We start from the raw sequence: 16,143 nt of genomic DNA on the forward strand, positions 1-16,143 counted from the left end.
GCGCCGCCGAGGCGCCGCGCCCGGCCGCGGCCGCTCCTGCCCCCGCTGCCGCCCCCGCCGCCGAGGCCCCTCCCGCCGCCAAGCCGGCCGAGGCGCCCCGCCCCGCCGACCCGCCGAAGACCCGCCTGGAGCTGAAGCGCGAGGAACCGCGCCCGGCCCCGACTCCGGCACCCGCCCCGGCGCCTGCCGCTGCGGCTCCGGCCCCGGTTGCCGCTCCCTCTGCCACCGAGACTCCGGCCGCCGCCCCGGCGCCGCGTCCGGCTGGTGCCCGTCCCGAGCCGACTCCGCCGGTCGATGAGACCGAGGCGCGGCTGCGCGAGACGGCGCGCGGCTGCCTCGCCGCCTACCGCACCTGGCGCCAGCAGCCGGGCCAGGGCAGCATCCAGGCGCTGTCGGACGCGGTGCACGACCTGCGCAAGGTGCTGGCCCGCATCGAGATCGACATGTCGGTGAGCCGCCGCGACGAGCAGGTGGCCCGTCCCATCCCGATCCCCGCCCATCGCGCCGCCCGCCGCCCCCAGTAAGGGCGGCCGCCGCAAGGCTGCGTCGACATCGGAACCCCTCCCCGGCCACCTCGGTTCATTCCGTGGATGCGCCGAGGAGGGGTTCCGCATGTCCGGCAAGCAATTCATTTACACCGTCGCGGAAACCGAGGCGTGGCTGCACGACGTGCAGCGCGCCGGCGGCTTCGATCACGAGCGGCAGGCCTACGCGGCGCTGCGCGCCGTGCTGCACGCCATCCGCGACCAGCTGACCATTGCCGACACCGCCCGATTCGCCGCGCAGTTCCCCACCCTGCTGCGCGGGCTGTATTTCGACGGCTGGCACCCGAACGGCGAACCGGGCCGGGGCTCCCTCGCCGACCGTGTGCGCGAGCACCTGCACGGCCAGCCGGACGTGCCGGCCGACCGGGCGCTCCAGGCGGTGCAGACCGTAGTCGCGCAGCGCCTCGGCCAAAAGGAGGTGGCGGGGCTGTGGTGATCCCCGGCGAAAGATCTACTGCACGTTACAAACAGGAATGGGTAATATAGGGCCAACGACAAAAAGGCCTGGAGGAAACCCGATGCCATACCATCGGAACACGGAGCTGCCGGAGTCGGTGAAGGCCCACCTGCCCCTGCATGCGCAAGACATCTACCGGTCCGCGTTCAACAACGCGTGGCAGGAGTACGACCGCCCGGAAACCCGCCGCGCCGGTTCGCGCGAGGCGACCGCGCACAAGGTGGCCTGGGCCGCCGTCAAGCGCCGCTACGAAAAGGTCGGCGAGGGCTGGCAGCCGAAGCACTGAGGCGAGGCGGAACCAACTCCGCTCAGCGTTCGACAGCGGCGGTTACCTTGCCGCGGAATCCTTGCACGTCCAGCTTCTTCACCCGGATGCCGTTCTGCACCAGAGCCCGTTGCTGCTGGGTTCGAGGATCCACAGGAGGGTGGCCGTTCACATGGCCTGGCAGATCGGCGGCGGTCCGGTTGGCCGTGTTCCAGTTCTGCCAATAGCCGTTGGCACTGTTCCACACACGCACCCAATGACCGCCCGGGTGGGTGATGTTGTACCCGGCCCATTCCTGGTAACCGTTCACCGGTGCGTTTGCCCGTATGAGACGGTAGTTGCCCGCGGCGCCGACACCGGCATTGATGTCCTGCTCGGTGTATGTCACTCCGCCAGGAAAGTAGTTCTGCAAATTCTGATACACCTGCGTGCGTCCATACCCGGTATCGACCGCCTCCGCCACACCATTTGGCTTGGGCACATAATTGCGCCTGCGGTCGAAGTAATAATCATCGCGATCCTGTTCATACCGCACCGTCAACTGTTTGGCGGTGGCAAGGGTCTGCCGCTTCAGGAAATTCTCAGCGTCGATCGCCTGTCTCGCCTCGTCGCAATCGTCCAGATCGACGTACTCGCCTTCCTGATAGACCCGCACCTGATTGACGACAATCGCTTGCTGTATCGGGGGTAGCGGAAGGTTCCGTCGAACGTTTTGCGCTTGGTTCTGATTGCCCTGGTTCTGATTGCCCTGGTTCTGATTGCCGTGGTTTTGTTGGCGCGGCGCGTGCTGTTGCAGGTTCTGCTGCCCGGGCTGCGCGTCCTCATCGGGAAGGTTGCGCCACCAGCGCACCGCGGGCCCGAGCACCGCGCCGCCCACCACGCCACCAAAGGCACCGGCGGGACCGGCCATGGTGAGGCCATAAATCCCGCCCACCACAGCGCCCGCGAACACGCTCGCCAAGAACGGCTGGGCAACGGCCGGCGCCCGCGGTCCCACCGGCGCGGGCGCCGCGCCGTAACGGGTCGGGGGCGGTGGCAGCCCCCGCGAGCGATCATGCCTCATGCGACGAAAGCCCCCGACAGGCGGCCAAATTGCCACCCTGCGGTGTATGATACGCAAGAACTCAACGCACGCAAGGCAAGCTTGGAAACATTGAAGGACGGCCGGTTGCGTCGGCGGGGTGCCCGCACGGCGCTTCCGCCGCACGGGCGCACCGTACGGTCACTTGATGCCGAGCATCCCCTCGGCCTTCATCAGCATGGCCTCGGAGTCGGCGTGCTTGCCGGCCTTGTGGGCAGCCTCGCCGTCAGCGCGCAGCTTCTTCACCTCGGTCATCTGCTGCGCCGAGATCTGCGGGTTCTTGGCCAGCGCGTCGTCGATCTTCTTCATGTGGGTGGGGCAGCTGTTGGCGAAGGCCGGCGCCGCGAACGCGGTCGCCAGGATGGCGGCGAGTGCCAGAGCGCGCATCTTCGAGTCCTCCCTTTGCCGGGCACCCGGCGGGTGCCCTGAAGGACTGACGTATCGCGGCGCCGGATTATTCCAAGGCCACGCCTCAGGCCGCCCGCGGCTGGCGCAGGGCACGGGCGGTGCGGGTCATCTCCGCCACCGCATCGGGCGCCGCGCGGTCGCGGATCAGCGGCACCAGTTCGGCGTCCTCGCGCAGGCATTGCTCGTCGAACAGCCGCTTCAGCTCCTCGAAGTCGGTCAGCCAGCGGCCGTCGGCGTTGTGGCGCCGGCGGGCGCGGCCGGCGAGGTCGGCGGCCATCCCGGCGACGCGGCGGTTGAGGTCCAGCAGGCCGCCCAGGTCGGCCGCCGGGTCGAGACGCGGCAGCACCGCGCGCTCCAGCATCACGCCGTGCACCTCCCACAGCCTGGCCAGCGCCTCCATCTCCCCCGCGCGCTCGTCCCACGCCGGCTCCGCGGCGTTGCCGACGACGGCGAAGACCTCCTTGCCCGCATCGTGGTCGGATTCGATGGTCTGGGCGATCATGGGCGCATACCCCGCTGCAATGTAAGGCCCGCTGCAATGTAAGGAAGGAACCCCGGCGCGTACGATCGGTTCCCGGCGGGACCGTCCGTGTGGAAGACGGTGAAAGTCCTTAACGATTGCGCCATAATCTTCTAAGAAGCTGTCCGATATCGGAAGCAACCAGCCGCGACGCCCAAGGCGCCGCGGCGCACGCAACGGGCCGGGCCATGACGCCTCACGAGTTGGTCGCCGTGCTCGAGAAGCACGAGCGCTGGCTGAAGAACAAGCAGGGCGGCAGCCGCGCCAACCTGACCATGGCCAATCTCGAGGGCGCCAACCTGTCCGGCGTCGACCTGACGTCGGGCAAGCTCTCCGGCGCCAACCTGACGCACAGCGACCTCTCCAACGCCAACCTCAGCCACGCCGACCTGTTCGCCGCGCACCTGACCAAGTCCGACATGTCCGGCACCAACCTGTACCGGGCCGACCTGCGCGGCGCCCACCTGCGCGGCGCCAAGCTGAAGCGCGCCATCCTGAAGGAGGCCGACCTGCGCGGCGGCGCGCTGCTGTACGGCGGCAACAGCGGCGGCGGCAAGGGCAAGGGCGTGGATTTCGTGCGCTCCGACCTGTCGGGCAGCGACCTCGACGACGCCATGATGTCGAACGCCAACCTGTCCGGCGCCGACCTCACCGACGTCAGCATGAACGGCGCCGACTGCGAGGGCGCGCTGCTGACCGGCGCCACGCTGCTGCGCGCGCAGATGAAGACCTGCAATCTGACGCGCGCCGACCTGCGCGGCTGCAACCTGTCGGGCGTCAACCTGAACGGCGCGGTGCTGCGCGACGCCAACCTGACCGGCGCCGTGCTGGCCGGCGCCAACCTGCGCAACGCCGACCTGCAGGGCGCCAAGCTGGAGGGCGCCGACCTCGCCGGCGCCGACACCACCGGCGCCAACATGGCCCGCTCGGCCGAGAATTTCTCGCTGCACATCCAGGAGGCGCTGGGCAACCACTACACCTGGATCAACACCAACGGCGCCATGGGCGCGCGCGCCGACCTGAACGGCGCCGACCTCGCCCACATCGACCTGCACGGCGTGAACCTCAGCGGCGCCAGCCTGAAGGGCGCCCAGTTGCCCGGCGCCAAGATGCGGGACAGCCTGCTCATCATGTGCGAGATTTCCGAGGCCGACCTGCGCGACGCCGACTTCACCGGCGCCATCCTGGACGGCGCCAACCTGCGCGGCAGCGACTTCAGCGGCGCCCGCCTCGACGGCGCCGGCATCGGCTGGGTCGACATCAAGGGGCCCGACGGCAAGCCGACGGGGCGCCTGTGGGCCGCCAACCTGATCGGCTGCAAGTTCGTCAACGCCTCGCTGGTGCGCGCCAACCTGCGCGGCGCCAACCTGGCGGGGTGCGACTTCAGCGGCGCCGACCTGACCGGCGCCATCCTGACCGACGCCAACATCCGCGACGCCAAATTCACCGGCGCCAACCTGACCGGCGCCAGCCTGCCGCCGGCCCCCGACCCCGACGATTGAGCGCCGCGGCGCATTCGGGCACCAAGTCTCCGAAAGTGTCCACCCCGACGCTATGACAAGTGGTATAACCACCTTCGCTCAAAGCGAGCGCGACAGGGCCTCGGGTCTTGTGTCATCATTCCATTGCGCTGGCTGCCCGGGATACCCAGGTATGGCAGCAGCAGGGGACGGATGGAATGAGCCGACACCCAGAATGGTCGGCCGATCGGGAGGCAAGCGTTCGGGAGAGCGGCCCGTGCAGGCGTCATTGCCGGCGTGCCAGGATCCGCGCGCCAGGACCGGCGGAGGGTTTCCGCCGGGGGTTTAGGGCATAGGCGGCAGCACGAGGACACAAGAGCACCCATGGATCTCGAATATCTGCAAAGCCTGGTCGCCGACTACGGCATCTGGTTCTACGTGGTGACCTTCCTGTGGACGTTCATCGAGGGCGAGACCTTCGTGATCTACGCGGGCGTGCTGGTGGCGCAGGGTCTCCTCGACGGCCCGCTGCTGCTCGCCTGCGCGTGGCTCGGCAGCTTCTGCGGCGACCAGACCTACTTCTACATCGGCCGCCTGTTCGGCCCCCGGCTGCTGCGGCGCTTCCCGAGCTGGCAACGCCACGTGAACACCGCCGACGACTTCCTGAAGCGCTACGACACCGTGTTCATCCTCAGCTTCCGCTGGATCTACGGCGTGCGCAACTTCGCCAGCTTCGCCATGGGCATGAGCCACCTGCCCTGGTACCGCTTCCTGATGCTGAACTTCATGGCTGCCGGCGTCTGGGCGATCGGCTTCGCCGGTGGCGGCTACCTGCTCGGCACGGCGCTGCGCCCGGTGCTGGACCAGGTGGCGCCGTACTTCACGCTCGCCATGCTCGGCGTCTTCGTCTTCATGTTCAGCATGGTGTTCCTGGCGCACCGCATCCAGAAGCGCCGCATGGCCAGGCGCCTGAAGGCGGCGACGGACACCACGCCCCCGCTGTCCACCGCGCCGCTGGGCGCTGGCCAGCGGACCGAGGCGGTGGTCGCCACGGCCAGCAAGATCTAGGACCACGAACGCGAAAGGGCCGCTCCGATGGAGCGGCCCTTTCGCGTTCGGAACGGCGTGTCGGGGGTCAGTCCACGTCGTCGCCCAGCAGGCCGGTGCCGCCCAGGTTGGCGGAGATGCGGCACAGCACCTCCATGGTGCGGCGCAGATCCTCGGCCGGGATGCCGCGCACCGCCTGGTCGTTCACCTCCCCGGCGCAGTCCAGCAGCACGTCCTTCAGCGCGCGGCCGCGGGCGGTCAGGAAGATGTTGACCTTGCGACGGTCGTGGACGTTGCGGACCCGCTCGACCAGCCCCTTGTGCTCCATGGTGTTGAGCGCCGTGACGGTGGTCGGCTCCATCATGCCGACGCGCTGGCTCAGCTCGCGCTGGGTCAGCCCGTCCTCCTCCCACAGCGCGCGCAGGAAGAACCACTGCCCCATGCTGACGCCGTGCGAGGCGATGCGCGACTGCAGCGCCCGCGAGAACGCCCGGTGGACATCGCGGACGGCGTGCGACAGGTTCGCGTCGACCTGATCGGCGACGATTCCGTTGCTGCTCGATGCCAAGGCCAGCGCCGCTCCGTACCTCTTGAAAGGGCTGTGCATCCAAACAATCTTTCCGCAGTCGTCGGCGGAACCCCGGATCGGCCGGAGCCCGAACGACAGGTTGAATTTTTACCAATCATAATCGTTTCCACAAAAAGCGCAAAGCAAAAGCGCAGTATGCCGTGTGTGCATGCAATGATATGCTACACCTCCATGCAACTGGGCCACATTCCGACCAGAGCTTGGCTGCCGATCGAATCTGTATACGCAAGTATGTGACCGACTATTTCGGCTCTCGAGAGCCCAAAAATTCACCATATCCCGGTATGCAGGAGAGATTGTTTCTGAAACATTCCGCCCGGTATCTTGCCCGGACGGGTTCGTTGGTTGCTTACCGTGCCGAACAGGAGTGCCGAGAGAGATGAGGACCGTGACCGTGGCGGCCACGCAGATGGCCTGCACCTGGGACCGCGCCGCCAACGTGAAGCGCGCCGAAGCGCTGGTGCGCGAGGCCGCCGGCCGCGGCGCGCAGATCGTGCTGCTGCAGGAGTTGTTCGAGACGCCCTACTTCTGCAAGGACCAGAAACCTGAGCTGTTCGACCTCGCCGCCCCCGCCGAGGGCCACCCGGTGCTGGCGCGGATGAGCGCCCTGGCCGCCGAACTGGGCGTGGTGCTCCCCGTCAGCTTCTTCGAGCGGGCGAACACCGCCTTCTACAACTCGCTGGCCGTCATCGACGCCGACGGGCGGGTGCTCGGCGTGTACCGCAAGTCGCACATCCCGGACGGCCCCGGGTATCAGGAAAAGTACTATTTCAGCCCCGGCGACACCGGCTTCCAGGTCTACAGGACGCGCCACGCCACCATCGGCGCGGCGATCTGCTGGGACCAGTGGTTCCCGGAAGGGGCGCGGATCATGGCGCTGAAGGGGGCGGAGCTGCTGTTCTACCCGACCGCCATCGGCTCGGAGCCGCAGGACGCCTCGCTGGACAGCCGCGACCATTGGACGCGGGTGATGCAGGGCCACGCCGGCGCCAACCTGATGCCGCTGATCGCCTCCAACCGCATCGGCCGCGAGGAGGCGGAGAGCTGCGGCATCACCTTCTACGGTTCGTCCTTCATCGCCGGCCCGACCGGCGAGTTGGTCGCGCAGGCCGACCGCGAAAGCCAGACGGTGCTGACCGCCAGCTTCGACCTGGACGCGGCGGCGCGCCAGCGTGCCGCGTGGGGCGTCTTCCGCGACCGCCGGCCGGAGTTCTACGGGCCGCTGTTGACCCTCGACGGACAGACGCGGCGCTAACCGGCGGCTAGGCGAACAGCGCCGCGGCGCTGCGGGGCGCAGCGTTGATCCGGGCGGCGGCGCCGTAGGCGGCCACCCCCCGTGCCACCAGCGCCGGGATCGTCGCCGCTTCGGACCCCGGCGCCGGAAAGGTCGGCAGGCCGGGTTGCGGCTCGTTCCGCGAGCCCGCCGCCGCGGCCGGCCGCCCGCCGCCTGCCGTCCCGTCGCTCTTCTCCCCGCCCTGCGGAGCCGTCCCGGCCTGGGCGGTCGCGGACGGGTCATCCGACGCGTTCAGCTCGCGTTGCGCCTGGACCACGGCGGCGTCCGCCGACGCGGCAACCGCGAGATCCTGCCCCGACGGCTCGGCCGGCGCCAGGGCGGCGGCCTTGATCTGCTGCGCCTGCTGGATGGCGGCTTCCGGCGAGCGGGCGGCCGGCGCGCGGACCGGCACCTCGCCGCCGGTGGCGTAGCTGCGGCCGTCCGGCCCCTTGGTGTAGGTGAAGGTGGCGCCGCCGGCCAGGGCACCGCCGGCCGCCTGATGCGCGGCCTCGTGCTGGCGCACCTTGGTGTCGACGGCCTTGAGCTTGTCGACCTGCTTCTGCTCGTCGTCGCTGAGCGGGGTGCCGGGCGCCTTGAGGTCGCCGGTCGCCTGCGGGCTGGAGGTCCGGGTGCCGGAAGTCTTGGTGTCGGTGGACGTCTCGGCCGCGTCCTGGGCGCCATCCGCCGTTCGGCCGAAGCCCACCTGGGGCGGCCGGTACAGGGCGCCGTAGCCAATCCGCGGAATGTCCATCCTTGGACCCTCCACACCAACACCGGTCCATCCTACCACCATCGCGCACCGGCGACAACGCGGCCGGGCGCACGTCGATGCGCGTTGCATTTCGCGTCAATACACGCAAATGTATTCATATCTGCGGCGCCTTACGGGCACTGCTCTGTATGGCCGATGACTTATGTTTCTTTTCGCGTGCATGACGATTGTCCGATCAGCGCCGGTGGCGGCTCTGATCCTGTGGACACACGCGGCGCTGGCCGCTGAGCCGGCCCGCCCGTCGCCGCACGGCCAATCGCCCGTCGAGGCCGCCTTCTCCGCCCGCGCCGGAACCCCGTTGCGGGCCTTCGGCTACGACCAGCTGCCGGACACGCCCGGCGGCACGGCGACGCTGGGCGCCGTGCAGGCCGACTACCGGCTGGGCACCGGCGACACGCTGTCGGTGATGCTGCGCGGCCAGAAGACCGCCAGCAAGCGGGTGGTCATCGACGCCGAAGGGCGCCTGCTGCTGGAGGACCTGCGCCCGGTGACCGCCGCCGGCCGCACGCTGGCCGAGCTGCGCGAGGAGGTGCAGGCGGCCATGTCGGCGGCGCACCTGGACGTGGAGGTGTTCGTCTCGCTGGCCGAGGTGCGGCGGATCGGCGTCTTCGTGCTCGGCCCGGTGCGGCGGCCGGGTCGCGTCGAGCTGACCGCCTTCGCCACCGTGCTGGACGCGCTGACCGCGGCCGGCGGCGTCACCGCCGACGGCTCGCTGCGCAGTGTCCGGCTGGTCAGCCCCGGCGGCGGCGAGCGCACCATCGACCTCTACCGCCTGCTGATGCCCGGCGGCGGCGGCGCGGCCGACGAGCGGCTGCGCGACGGCGACCGCGTCCTGGTGCCGCCGCTCGGCCCCACCGTGGCGGTGGCCGGAGCGGTCAAGCGGCCGGGCATCTACGAGCTGGCCGCCGACCGCCCCCGCCTGACGCTGGCGGAGATGGGCGAACTGGCCGGCGGGCCGGTGCGCCCCGGCCCGGCGCGGGCGCTGCGCCTCGCCATCGGCGCGGACGGCGCCGAGCGGGGCGAGGAGGTCACGGACGCCGGGACGCCGCTGTTCGGCGACGGCGACCTGCTGCTGCTGACGCCGCGCCAGGAGAACCGCCGCAACACCGTGCGGCTGGAGGGCCACGTGCACCGCCCCGGCCCGCGCGAGCTGGCCAAGGCGCGCTCGCTGCGCGGCCTCGTGCGCGCCGAGGACCTGCGGCCGGAGCCCTACCTGCCCTTCGCCGCGCTGGCCACCACCGAGCCGCGCAGCCGGGCGCGGGCGCTGCACCCCATCGACCTCGCCGCGGTGCTCGACGGCGAGAGCGATCCCCGCCTCGCCGAGGGCGACACGCTGATCGTGCTGGGGGCGGAGGACGTGGACTTCCTGACGTCCGAGCCGGTGCTCGCCCTGCTGCGCGACGGCAAGCCACCGCCGGCCGGTGCCTGCCGTGGCCTGGAGGTGCTGGCCCGCACTCTGGCGGCCGAGCCGCAGGGCACACTGGCCCGCGGCCCGCAGGCGCGCGCTGCGGCGACCATGACCGGCAGCACCGCCCCCTGCCCGCCGGTGTTCGACGAGCACCCCGACCTGCTGGCCTTCGCGCTCGGCCATGCGACGCTGGTGCGCAGCGGCGTGCCGCGGCCCGGCTTCTACCCCGCGGCGCGGCCGACGGTGGCGATGGGCGGCGCCTCAGCCCCGCGTGGCGGCATCCTGGAATCCGAAGCGCCGCGCGTCGAGCTGATCGGCCACGTCCGCCACCCCGGCGTGCGACCGCTGCACGCCGCATCCTCGCTGCGCCGCGCGCTGGCCGACGGCGAGGCCATGCTGCCCGGCATCTACCCGCTGCTGGGCGTGATCGAGCGGCACGACCGCCGCACGCTGGCCCGCCAGCTCATCGCCTTCTCGCCGCAGGAGGTCGCCGCCGGGCGCTTCGACCGGCATCTCTCCGACCACGACCGGATCCACCTGCTGAGCGCCGAGCGCGTCCGCGCCCTGGTCGCCCCGGCCACCGGCGATCCGCGCGCCCCCGCCGCCCCGGTCGCCGCCGCTCCGCCCGGCGCCCCCGCCGCCGAGGCGCCGCCTCCCCTGCCCGCGTCCGCGCCGGTGGGGGCGCCGATGGGCGGCGAGCCCATCGACCCGGCGATCGCCGCGCTGTTCCTGGAGCGCGTCGTGCAGGTGCGCGGCGCGGTGCTGCGGCCGGGCGCCTACCCGGTGGCGGGGCCGACCGCGATCGAGGCGCTGATCGACGCCGCCGACGGCGCCACGGCCGGCGCCGACCTCACGGCGGTGGAGGTGACCGCCGCGGCGCAGCGGCGCCTCGTCGACCTCGTCCGTCCCGGAACCGTCCGGCAGGCCGTCGCGGCCGGCGACGCCATCCGCGTCAACGCCGCGCCGGCGGCGCTGGAGAGCCGCGCCGTCACCATCGCCGGCGCGGTGCGCCGCCCCGGCTCGTACGACGTGACCCGCAACGAGACGCTGTCCTCGCTGATCGAGCGGGCCGGCGGCCTGACCGAGGAGGCCTACCCGGCCGGCACCCTCTTCACCCGCGCCAGCGAGCGCCGCCGCCAGAAGGAGGAGTTCGAGCAGGGCGCCCGCACCATCGAGCGCGCGCTGGTCCGCGCCAAGGCCAAGGGCGACACGGTCAATCCGGACGACGCCGCGCACACCCGACAGCTGGTGGCCGAGCTGCGCAGCGCCGAGCCGCTGGGCCGCATCGTCGTCGAGGCCGACCCGACGGTGCTGAAGCTGCGCCCGGAACTGAACGTGCTGCTGGAATCCGACGACCGCATCCTTATTCCAAAGCGCCCGTTGACCGTGGCCGTGGCCGGCGAGGTGCTGCGGCCGGCCGCGCTGCAGTTCCGCACCGGCAAGGCGCCGGAGGACTACATCCGCGAGGCCGGCGGCACGACGCGCGAGGCCGACGAGGGCCGCGCCTACCTGATCCTGCCCGACGGCCGAGCGCAGCCGATGGCGATCTCCGCCTGGAACCACACGGTCACGGCGGTGCCGCCGGGCTCGGTCGTGGTGGTGCCGCGCGATCCCAAGCCGTTCGACTGGCTGGAACTGAGCAAGAACCTCGGCAGCATCCTGTCCAGCCTCGCCATCACCGCCGCCTCCGTCTCGGTGATCTCGCGATGAGCCGGATCTCCGTCGTCACCGTCGTGCGCAACGATCTCGCCGGTCTGCTGGCGACGCGGGACAGCCTGCGGGCGCAGCGCTTCGGCGGCTGGGAGTGGATCGTCGTGGACGGTGCCTCCACCGACGGCACCGCCGCGTGGCTGGCGGCGCACGCCGACGAGCCGGCGTGGTGGCGCTCCGCCCCCGACGGCGGGCTGTACGACGCCATGAACGTCGGGCTGGACGCGGCCCGCGGCGAGCATGTGCTGTTCCTCAACGCCGGCGACACGCTGGCCGGGCCGGAAGTGCTGGGCCGCCTCGCCGCGGCCGACGGCGACCTGCTGTACGGCGACGCGCTGGAGCGCGGGGCGGATGGTCAAACGCGCCTGAAGCCGGCGCGGTCGCACCGCTTCGCCTTCTACGGCATGTTCACCCATCATCAGGCGATGGCCTACCGCCGGACCGTGGCGGCCGGGTTGCGCTTCGAGTCGCGCTACCCGGTCGGCGCCGATTACGCCTTCACGTTGCAGGCGCTGGAACGCTCGGAACGGGTGTCGCGGCTCGACTTTCCGGTGTGCGTGTTCGCCCCCGGCGGGGTGTCGCAGCGCCACGCCGCGGTCGGACGCGACGACCAGACGCGGGTGCGCCGGGAACTGCTCGGCACCGGCCGGTTGCTTTGTGCCGCGATCACGGCAACACAATGTTGCGCGGCGGCAATGAAACGGCACCTGCCCACCCTGTATTCGCTTGGCCGTTTCCGCCCCCTGGACATTTCGTTTCGTTTATAGCCTCCACCCCAGGTCCGTGCGGATATATTGTTGATGCCGACGGGGGGTTGCATAAAATTTGGTTTCAAGACTTACCGTCAGGGCCGCCAGCCGATCCCAACAGCCGACCGGCGCCTGAACCCAGCCCGAGGGCCCCGCCATGACCACAACCAAGACCAGACTCGCATCCCCCCACACCCTGTCCCGGCGCGGCGAAGGTCCCAATCCCATCGATGTCCACGTCGGCGCCCGCCTGCGGTTGCGCCGGACGCTGCTCGGCCTCAGCCAGGAGAAGCTGGGCGAGGCGGTGGGAATCACCTTCCAGCAGTTGCAGAAGTACGAGCGCGGCTCCAACCGCATCAGCGCCAGCCGGCTGTTCAACCTGTCGCAGGTGCTGGAGGTGCCGGTCAGCTTCTTCTTCGACGACATGCCGCAGGCCGGAGCCAAGCCCAGCGCCGCCGAGATGCCGCCCAGCGAGACCGAGGAGTTCGACTCCATGGCCCGGCGCGAGACGCTGGAACTGGTGCGCGCCTACTACCGCATCGACGACGCGTCGGTGCGCAAGCGCACCTTCGACCTCGTCAAGGCGCTGGGCGGCGAGCGCGAGGCCACCAGCGAAGCGGCTTAACATTTTCCCTCAGACGGCGGGCGGGGCCGTCCGGCCCCTTGCCTTCGCGCCCACGAGGGCGCGGGGCCGCGGTCGCGGCCCTTGCGCTTCGCGCGGGTCTTGACGCCCACCTGCCAGTAGTAGAAGGCGCGGGCCAGCGCATGGTGCAAGCCCGCCGCCCCATCGAGGAAGCCCAGCTTCAGCACGTAGCCGTGCAGGAAGACCGCGAGCGGGCGCAGCGGCATCGCGTGCAGCAGCCGCTTCAGCGCCCGCCGCCGCGGGCTCTCCAGCGCGATCAGCGCCGCCATGCGGTCGTCGGCGCGCAACGCCGCCTCCCAGTCGGAATAGCGGTTGTGGCGGTCGAACCACGCCGCCAGCGGCTTGTCGTCGGCGTGCAGCAGAGGTGCGGCCAAACGGCCGACGGGGCCCTCCACCAGCGGCTGGTAGTGCCCCTCCACCTCCCACATGGCGGCCACGTCGAGGTCCGCCACCTCCGGGAAGCGCGCGCGGCGGCGGTCGAGCAGCGCCAGTTTGGCGTTCCCGGCGCCGAAGCGCAGGACCTGGCCGAGGAACACCGGCCGCCCCTCGACGACATAGCCCACGCAGACGGGGCCGCGGGCCATCAGCGCGGCCAGTTCGTCGACCAGCGCCGGGGTCAGCCGCTCGTCGGCGTCCACGTACAGCACCCAGTCGTGCGCGAAGGGCAGGTTGTCCAGGCACCACTGCTTCTTCTTCGGGTAGCGCCCGTTCCAGCGGAACGGCACGACGGTGGCGCCCCACGCCTCGGCGATGGCGGCCGTGCCATCGGCGCTGCCGGAATCCACCACGAACACCTGCGCGAAGCGGTCCAGCGCGGCGAGGCAACGCGGCAGGTTCTCCGCCTCGTTGAGTGTCATAGTGACGACCGAGATCGGTATCATCCGCGCCGGACCGCCCGATACGTCGCCAGGAACGCCCCCAGCGCCAGCCCGCCGGCCAGCGCCCCCGGCAGCACCAGCAGCGGGTCCGGCCAGTCCGGCTGGCGCGCCGCCGCGGGCGGCTGGATCGGGTCGGCGGCGAAGGGCAGGTCCACCTCGATCAGCAGGGAGACGCGCTCCTGCTCGGCCAGCAGGTCGACCAGCGGGCGGCGGTGATCGGCCTGGGTGACGGTGGCGAGCTTGGCGCGGACGTGCGCCACCTGGGCGGCGCTGCGTCGGCTCGCCTCGGCCCGCAGGTGCGCGTCCGCCGCCGCGGCGACGCGGCCCAGCAGGTCCAGCGCGAACGCGCGGTCGGGATGGCGCAGGGACAAGCGCCGCATCGGGCTGGTGCCCACCGGCGCCACCACCAGCATGCGGCGCAGCCGGGTGGCTACCGCTTCGGCGTCCGGTTCCACCCAGTCCTCGCGGCCGGCGAGGCCGAGCGCCAGCCGCTTCAGCGCCGCCCCGACGCCGGCGGGCGCCACCCAGCCGGCGCCGTCCCAACGCTCGGGAAACAGGCGCGGCGCCAGCGCCGGATCGGCCATCAGCCGCGCCGCCACCGGCACCGAGCCGAGCAGTTCCAGGAAGCGGGTGAAGTCCGACAGCGTCTCCTCGCCGGTGCCCGGCTCGGCGAGGCCGAAGGCGCCATCGGCGCCGTGCACCGGCATGCGCGGCCCCATGGCGGCGACGCCGGTGCGCGCCGTCGGGCCGACCACCATGCTGGCGGTGTGCTGCGCCGGCACCAGCCGCAGGCCGAGCACCGCCAGCAGCAGCGCCGTCAACCCGCAGGCCAGGGCAAACCGCCAGCCGGAGCGCAGCGTGCCGGTCAGCACGCGCAGGCCGCCCGCTTCGCCGACAAAGGGCTGCGACACCTCAACCATGCCCGGAGCCCCAGGCGGGCGCCGACGCGCACGGCGCCGGGCGCAACGCCGCCGTCAGCGCCAGGAAGCGTGCCGCCGCCGCATCGGCGTCCCACGCCTGCGCCGCGGCCTGCGCCCGCGCGCCGTCCGCCGCGCAACGCGCCGGATCGGCGGCGTAGGCGCGGATCACCGCGGCGAGCCCCCTGGAATCGCCAGGGTCGAGCGCCATGCCACAGCCCTGCTCGGCCAGCAGCCGCGCCGCCTCGCTGCCGGCCGGACCGAGGAACAGGCAGGGCCTCGCCGCGGCGAGCGCGCCGTACACCTTGCAGGGCACCAGCAGCCCCTCTGCCCGCGGGTCCATGGCGGCGACGTGCAGGTCGGCGGCGGCCAGGGTGTCCGACAGGCGCCCGGCGGGCTGGAACGGCAGGACGTGCACGTTGTCCAGGCGTCCGGCCGCCTCGGCCACCGCCGCATGCCCGCGGCCGTCGCCGACCAGCAGGAACGCCACCTCCGGCAGATCCGCCGCGGCGGCGAGCAGCGCCCCCAGCGGGTGCGCCAGCCCGAAATTGCCGGCGTAGGCGACGGTGAAGCGCTCGCCCAGCCCCCGTTCCGCCCGCAAGGCGGACACGGCGCGCGGCAACGGCCGGATGGCGGGATCGCCCCAGTTCGGCAGCACCGCCGGCTCCGCCACGCCCAGCGCGCGCAGGCGCCCCGCCATGCAGCGGCCAATGGCGATCACCCGCGCGTGGCGCCGCAGCGCCGCGGCCATGGCGCCCTCCAGAAGGCGAACCGCCGCACCCGGCGGGGAAACGCCGAGCACCGGCAGCAGCGCCGGGAACAGGTCGTGGCACCAGTGCACCGCCGCTCCGTGCCGCATCGCCAGCGGCGGTCCGGCCAGGGCCAGCAGCGGCGGGTCGGTCATGGTGACCACCACGTCGTGCCGCGGCAGCGTCAGAGCGCGCACCGTCAGCCGGGTCAGCGCCGCCAGATAGCCACGCAAACCCGGCCGCCCCTCCCCGCGCCCGCCGGCGCGCACCACGGCGATGCCGCGCGGTGCCTCCACCGGGCCGGCGCCGTCGGCCAGCACCGTGACACGCCAGCCGGCGCGCGCCGCCCGTTCCGCCAGATCGGCGAGGCAGCGCCCGCTGGCCCCGCGGTCCGGCGGAAAGACCCGGTTGACGAAAAGGATCGACGGCGGCTCGGGCAACGCGCAGGACCTTCGAAGCGATTGCATTCGAAAGTATGCATCACACGCTACGCGGCAGCAAATCCATTGTTATCTGGAACAACGCGGGTTTTCTCTGCCGCCACCACCATCAGAGTGAGCAACAGGCCGCAATCGAGATACTTGAAGCTGGTGTGCGCGCCGAGCGCCATCGCAGCCGGCGCCAGCACCGCCACCGCCAGCGGCGGGGCGGCGCGCAGCAACCCCCCCGCCG

General features: G+C 71.8%; 16 protein-coding genes and 2 pseudogenes. 9 read left to right on the forward strand and 9 right to left on the reverse strand.

Annotated features, from left to right (window positions below):
* The 3 genes and pseudogenes from TSO221_RS35700 to TSO221_RS28995 all read left to right on the forward strand — a co-directional run.
* Positions 1 to 524, forward strand: a pseudogene (locus tag TSO221_RS35700) (hypothetical protein); the annotation flags it as partial.
* 88 nt (positions 525 to 612) lie between these two features.
* A complete protein-coding gene (locus tag TSO221_RS28990) occupies positions 613 to 981 on the forward strand; it encodes a DUF2267 domain-containing protein (protein WP_109121986.1) in 369 nt (122 codons plus the stop codon).
* 82 nt (positions 982 to 1,063) lie between these two features.
* Positions 1,064 to 1,288, forward strand: a complete 225-nt coding sequence (locus tag TSO221_RS28995; protein ID WP_109121987.1) for a ChaB family protein — start codon at positions 1,064 to 1,066, stop codon at positions 1,286 to 1,288.
* A gap of 22 nt (positions 1,289 to 1,310) precedes the next feature.
* On the opposite strand, the gene TSO221_RS35185 is transcribed toward TSO221_RS28995, so the two are convergent.
* The 3 genes from TSO221_RS35185 to TSO221_RS29010 form a co-directional block, all read right to left on the reverse strand.
* Positions 1,311 to 2,228, reverse strand: a complete 918-nt coding sequence (locus TSO221_RS35185) for a hypothetical protein (RefSeq protein WP_146208933.1) — start codon at positions 2,226 to 2,228, stop codon at positions 1,311 to 1,313.
* A gap of 261 nt (positions 2,229 to 2,489) precedes the next feature.
* Entirely contained in the window at positions 2,490 to 2,735 is a 246-nt protein-coding gene (locus tag TSO221_RS29005; protein WP_109121989.1) for a hypothetical protein, read from the reverse strand.
* 85 nt (positions 2,736 to 2,820) lie between these two features.
* Positions 2,821 to 3,258: a hypothetical protein gene (locus TSO221_RS29010; RefSeq protein ID WP_109121990.1), complete on the reverse strand. Its 438-nt coding sequence runs from the start codon at positions 3,256 to 3,258 to the stop codon at positions 2,821 to 2,823.
* A gap of 206 nt (positions 3,259 to 3,464) precedes the next feature.
* On the opposite strand from TSO221_RS29010, the gene TSO221_RS29015 reads away from it, so the two are divergent.
* Both TSO221_RS29015 and TSO221_RS29020 read left to right on the forward strand, forming a co-directional pair.
* Positions 3,465 to 4,778, forward strand: a complete 1,314-nt coding sequence (locus tag TSO221_RS29015) for a pentapeptide repeat-containing protein (RefSeq protein ID WP_109121991.1) — start codon at positions 3,465 to 3,467, stop codon at positions 4,776 to 4,778.
* A gap of 342 nt (positions 4,779 to 5,120) precedes the next feature.
* Positions 5,121 to 5,804 carry a DedA family protein gene (locus TSO221_RS29020; RefSeq protein WP_109121992.1) on the forward strand — a complete coding sequence of 228 codons (684 nt, stop codon included), beginning with the start codon at positions 5,121 to 5,123 and terminating at the stop codon, positions 5,802 to 5,804.
* 67 nt (positions 5,805 to 5,871) lie between these two features.
* Here TSO221_RS29020 and TSO221_RS29025 read toward each other — a convergent pair whose 3' ends face one another.
* Entirely contained in the window at positions 5,872 to 6,351 is a 480-nt protein-coding gene (locus TSO221_RS29025; RefSeq protein ID WP_247878312.1) for a MarR family transcriptional regulator, read from the reverse strand.
* Positions 6,352 to 6,751: 400 nt separating this feature from the next.
* Here TSO221_RS29025 and aguB point away from each other — a divergent pair, with 400 nt between their 5' ends.
* Positions 6,752 to 7,627, forward strand: coding sequence for an N-carbamoylputrescine amidase (gene aguB / locus TSO221_RS29030; protein ID WP_109121994.1), 876 nt, complete (start codon positions 6,752 to 6,754; stop codon positions 7,625 to 7,627).
* Between the two features lie 7 nt (positions 7,628 to 7,634).
* On the opposite strand, the gene TSO221_RS29035 is transcribed toward aguB, so the two are convergent.
* Positions 7,635 to 8,396: a putative metalloprotease CJM1_0395 family protein gene (locus TSO221_RS29035; protein WP_109121995.1), complete on the reverse strand. Its 762-nt coding sequence runs from the start codon at positions 8,394 to 8,396 to the stop codon at positions 7,635 to 7,637.
* Between the two features lie 205 nt (positions 8,397 to 8,601).
* Between TSO221_RS29035 and TSO221_RS29040 the strand changes: the two genes are divergently transcribed.
* The 3 genes from TSO221_RS29040 to TSO221_RS29050 all read left to right on the forward strand — a co-directional run bounded on the left by TSO221_RS29040 (position 8,602) and on the right by TSO221_RS29050 (position 12,909).
* A complete protein-coding gene (locus TSO221_RS29040; protein WP_247878313.1) occupies positions 8,602 to 11,535 on the forward strand; it encodes an SLBB domain-containing protein in 2,934 nt (977 codons plus the stop codon).
* Positions 11,532 to 12,302 carry a glycosyltransferase family 2 protein gene (locus TSO221_RS29045; RefSeq protein ID WP_109121997.1) on the forward strand — a complete coding sequence of 257 codons (771 nt, stop codon included), beginning with the start codon at positions 11,532 to 11,534 and terminating at the stop codon, positions 12,300 to 12,302. Before TSO221_RS29040 ends, TSO221_RS29045 begins: the two co-directional genes overlap by 4 nt.
* Before the next feature lie 139 nt (positions 12,303 to 12,441).
* On the forward strand, positions 12,442 to 12,909 hold the full coding sequence (locus tag TSO221_RS29050) for a helix-turn-helix transcriptional regulator (protein WP_109121998.1): 468 nt from the start codon (positions 12,442 to 12,444) through the stop codon (positions 12,907 to 12,909).
* Here the strand turns inward: TSO221_RS29050 and TSO221_RS29055 are convergent.
* The 4 genes and pseudogenes from TSO221_RS29055 to TSO221_RS35705 all read right to left on the reverse strand — a co-directional run.
* Entirely contained in the window at positions 12,906 to 13,784 is an 879-nt protein-coding gene (locus tag TSO221_RS29055; protein WP_247878314.1) for a glycosyltransferase family 2 protein, read from the reverse strand. The genes TSO221_RS29050 and TSO221_RS29055 overlap by 4 nt on opposite strands.
* Positions 13,785 to 13,804: 20 nt before the next feature.
* The gene (locus tag TSO221_RS29060) at positions 13,805 to 14,725 is read right to left on the reverse strand and encodes a hypothetical protein (protein WP_146208934.1); all 921 of its coding nucleotides are present in this window, start codon (positions 14,723 to 14,725) and stop codon (positions 13,805 to 13,807) included.
* The gene (locus TSO221_RS29065; RefSeq protein WP_247878315.1) at positions 14,718 to 15,911 is read right to left on the reverse strand and encodes a glycosyltransferase family 4 protein; all 1,194 of its coding nucleotides are present in this window, start codon (positions 15,909 to 15,911) and stop codon (positions 14,718 to 14,720) included. The genes TSO221_RS29060 and TSO221_RS29065 overlap by 8 nt, the downstream gene beginning before the upstream one ends.
* A gap of 47 nt (positions 15,912 to 15,958) precedes the next feature.
* A pseudogene (locus TSO221_RS35705) lies at positions 15,959 to 16,143 on the reverse strand (hypothetical protein); the annotation flags it as partial.

The organism is Azospirillum sp. TSO22-1 (assembly GCF_003116015.1).
Classification (GTDB): Bacteria; Pseudomonadota; Alphaproteobacteria; order Azospirillales; family Azospirillaceae; genus Azospirillum.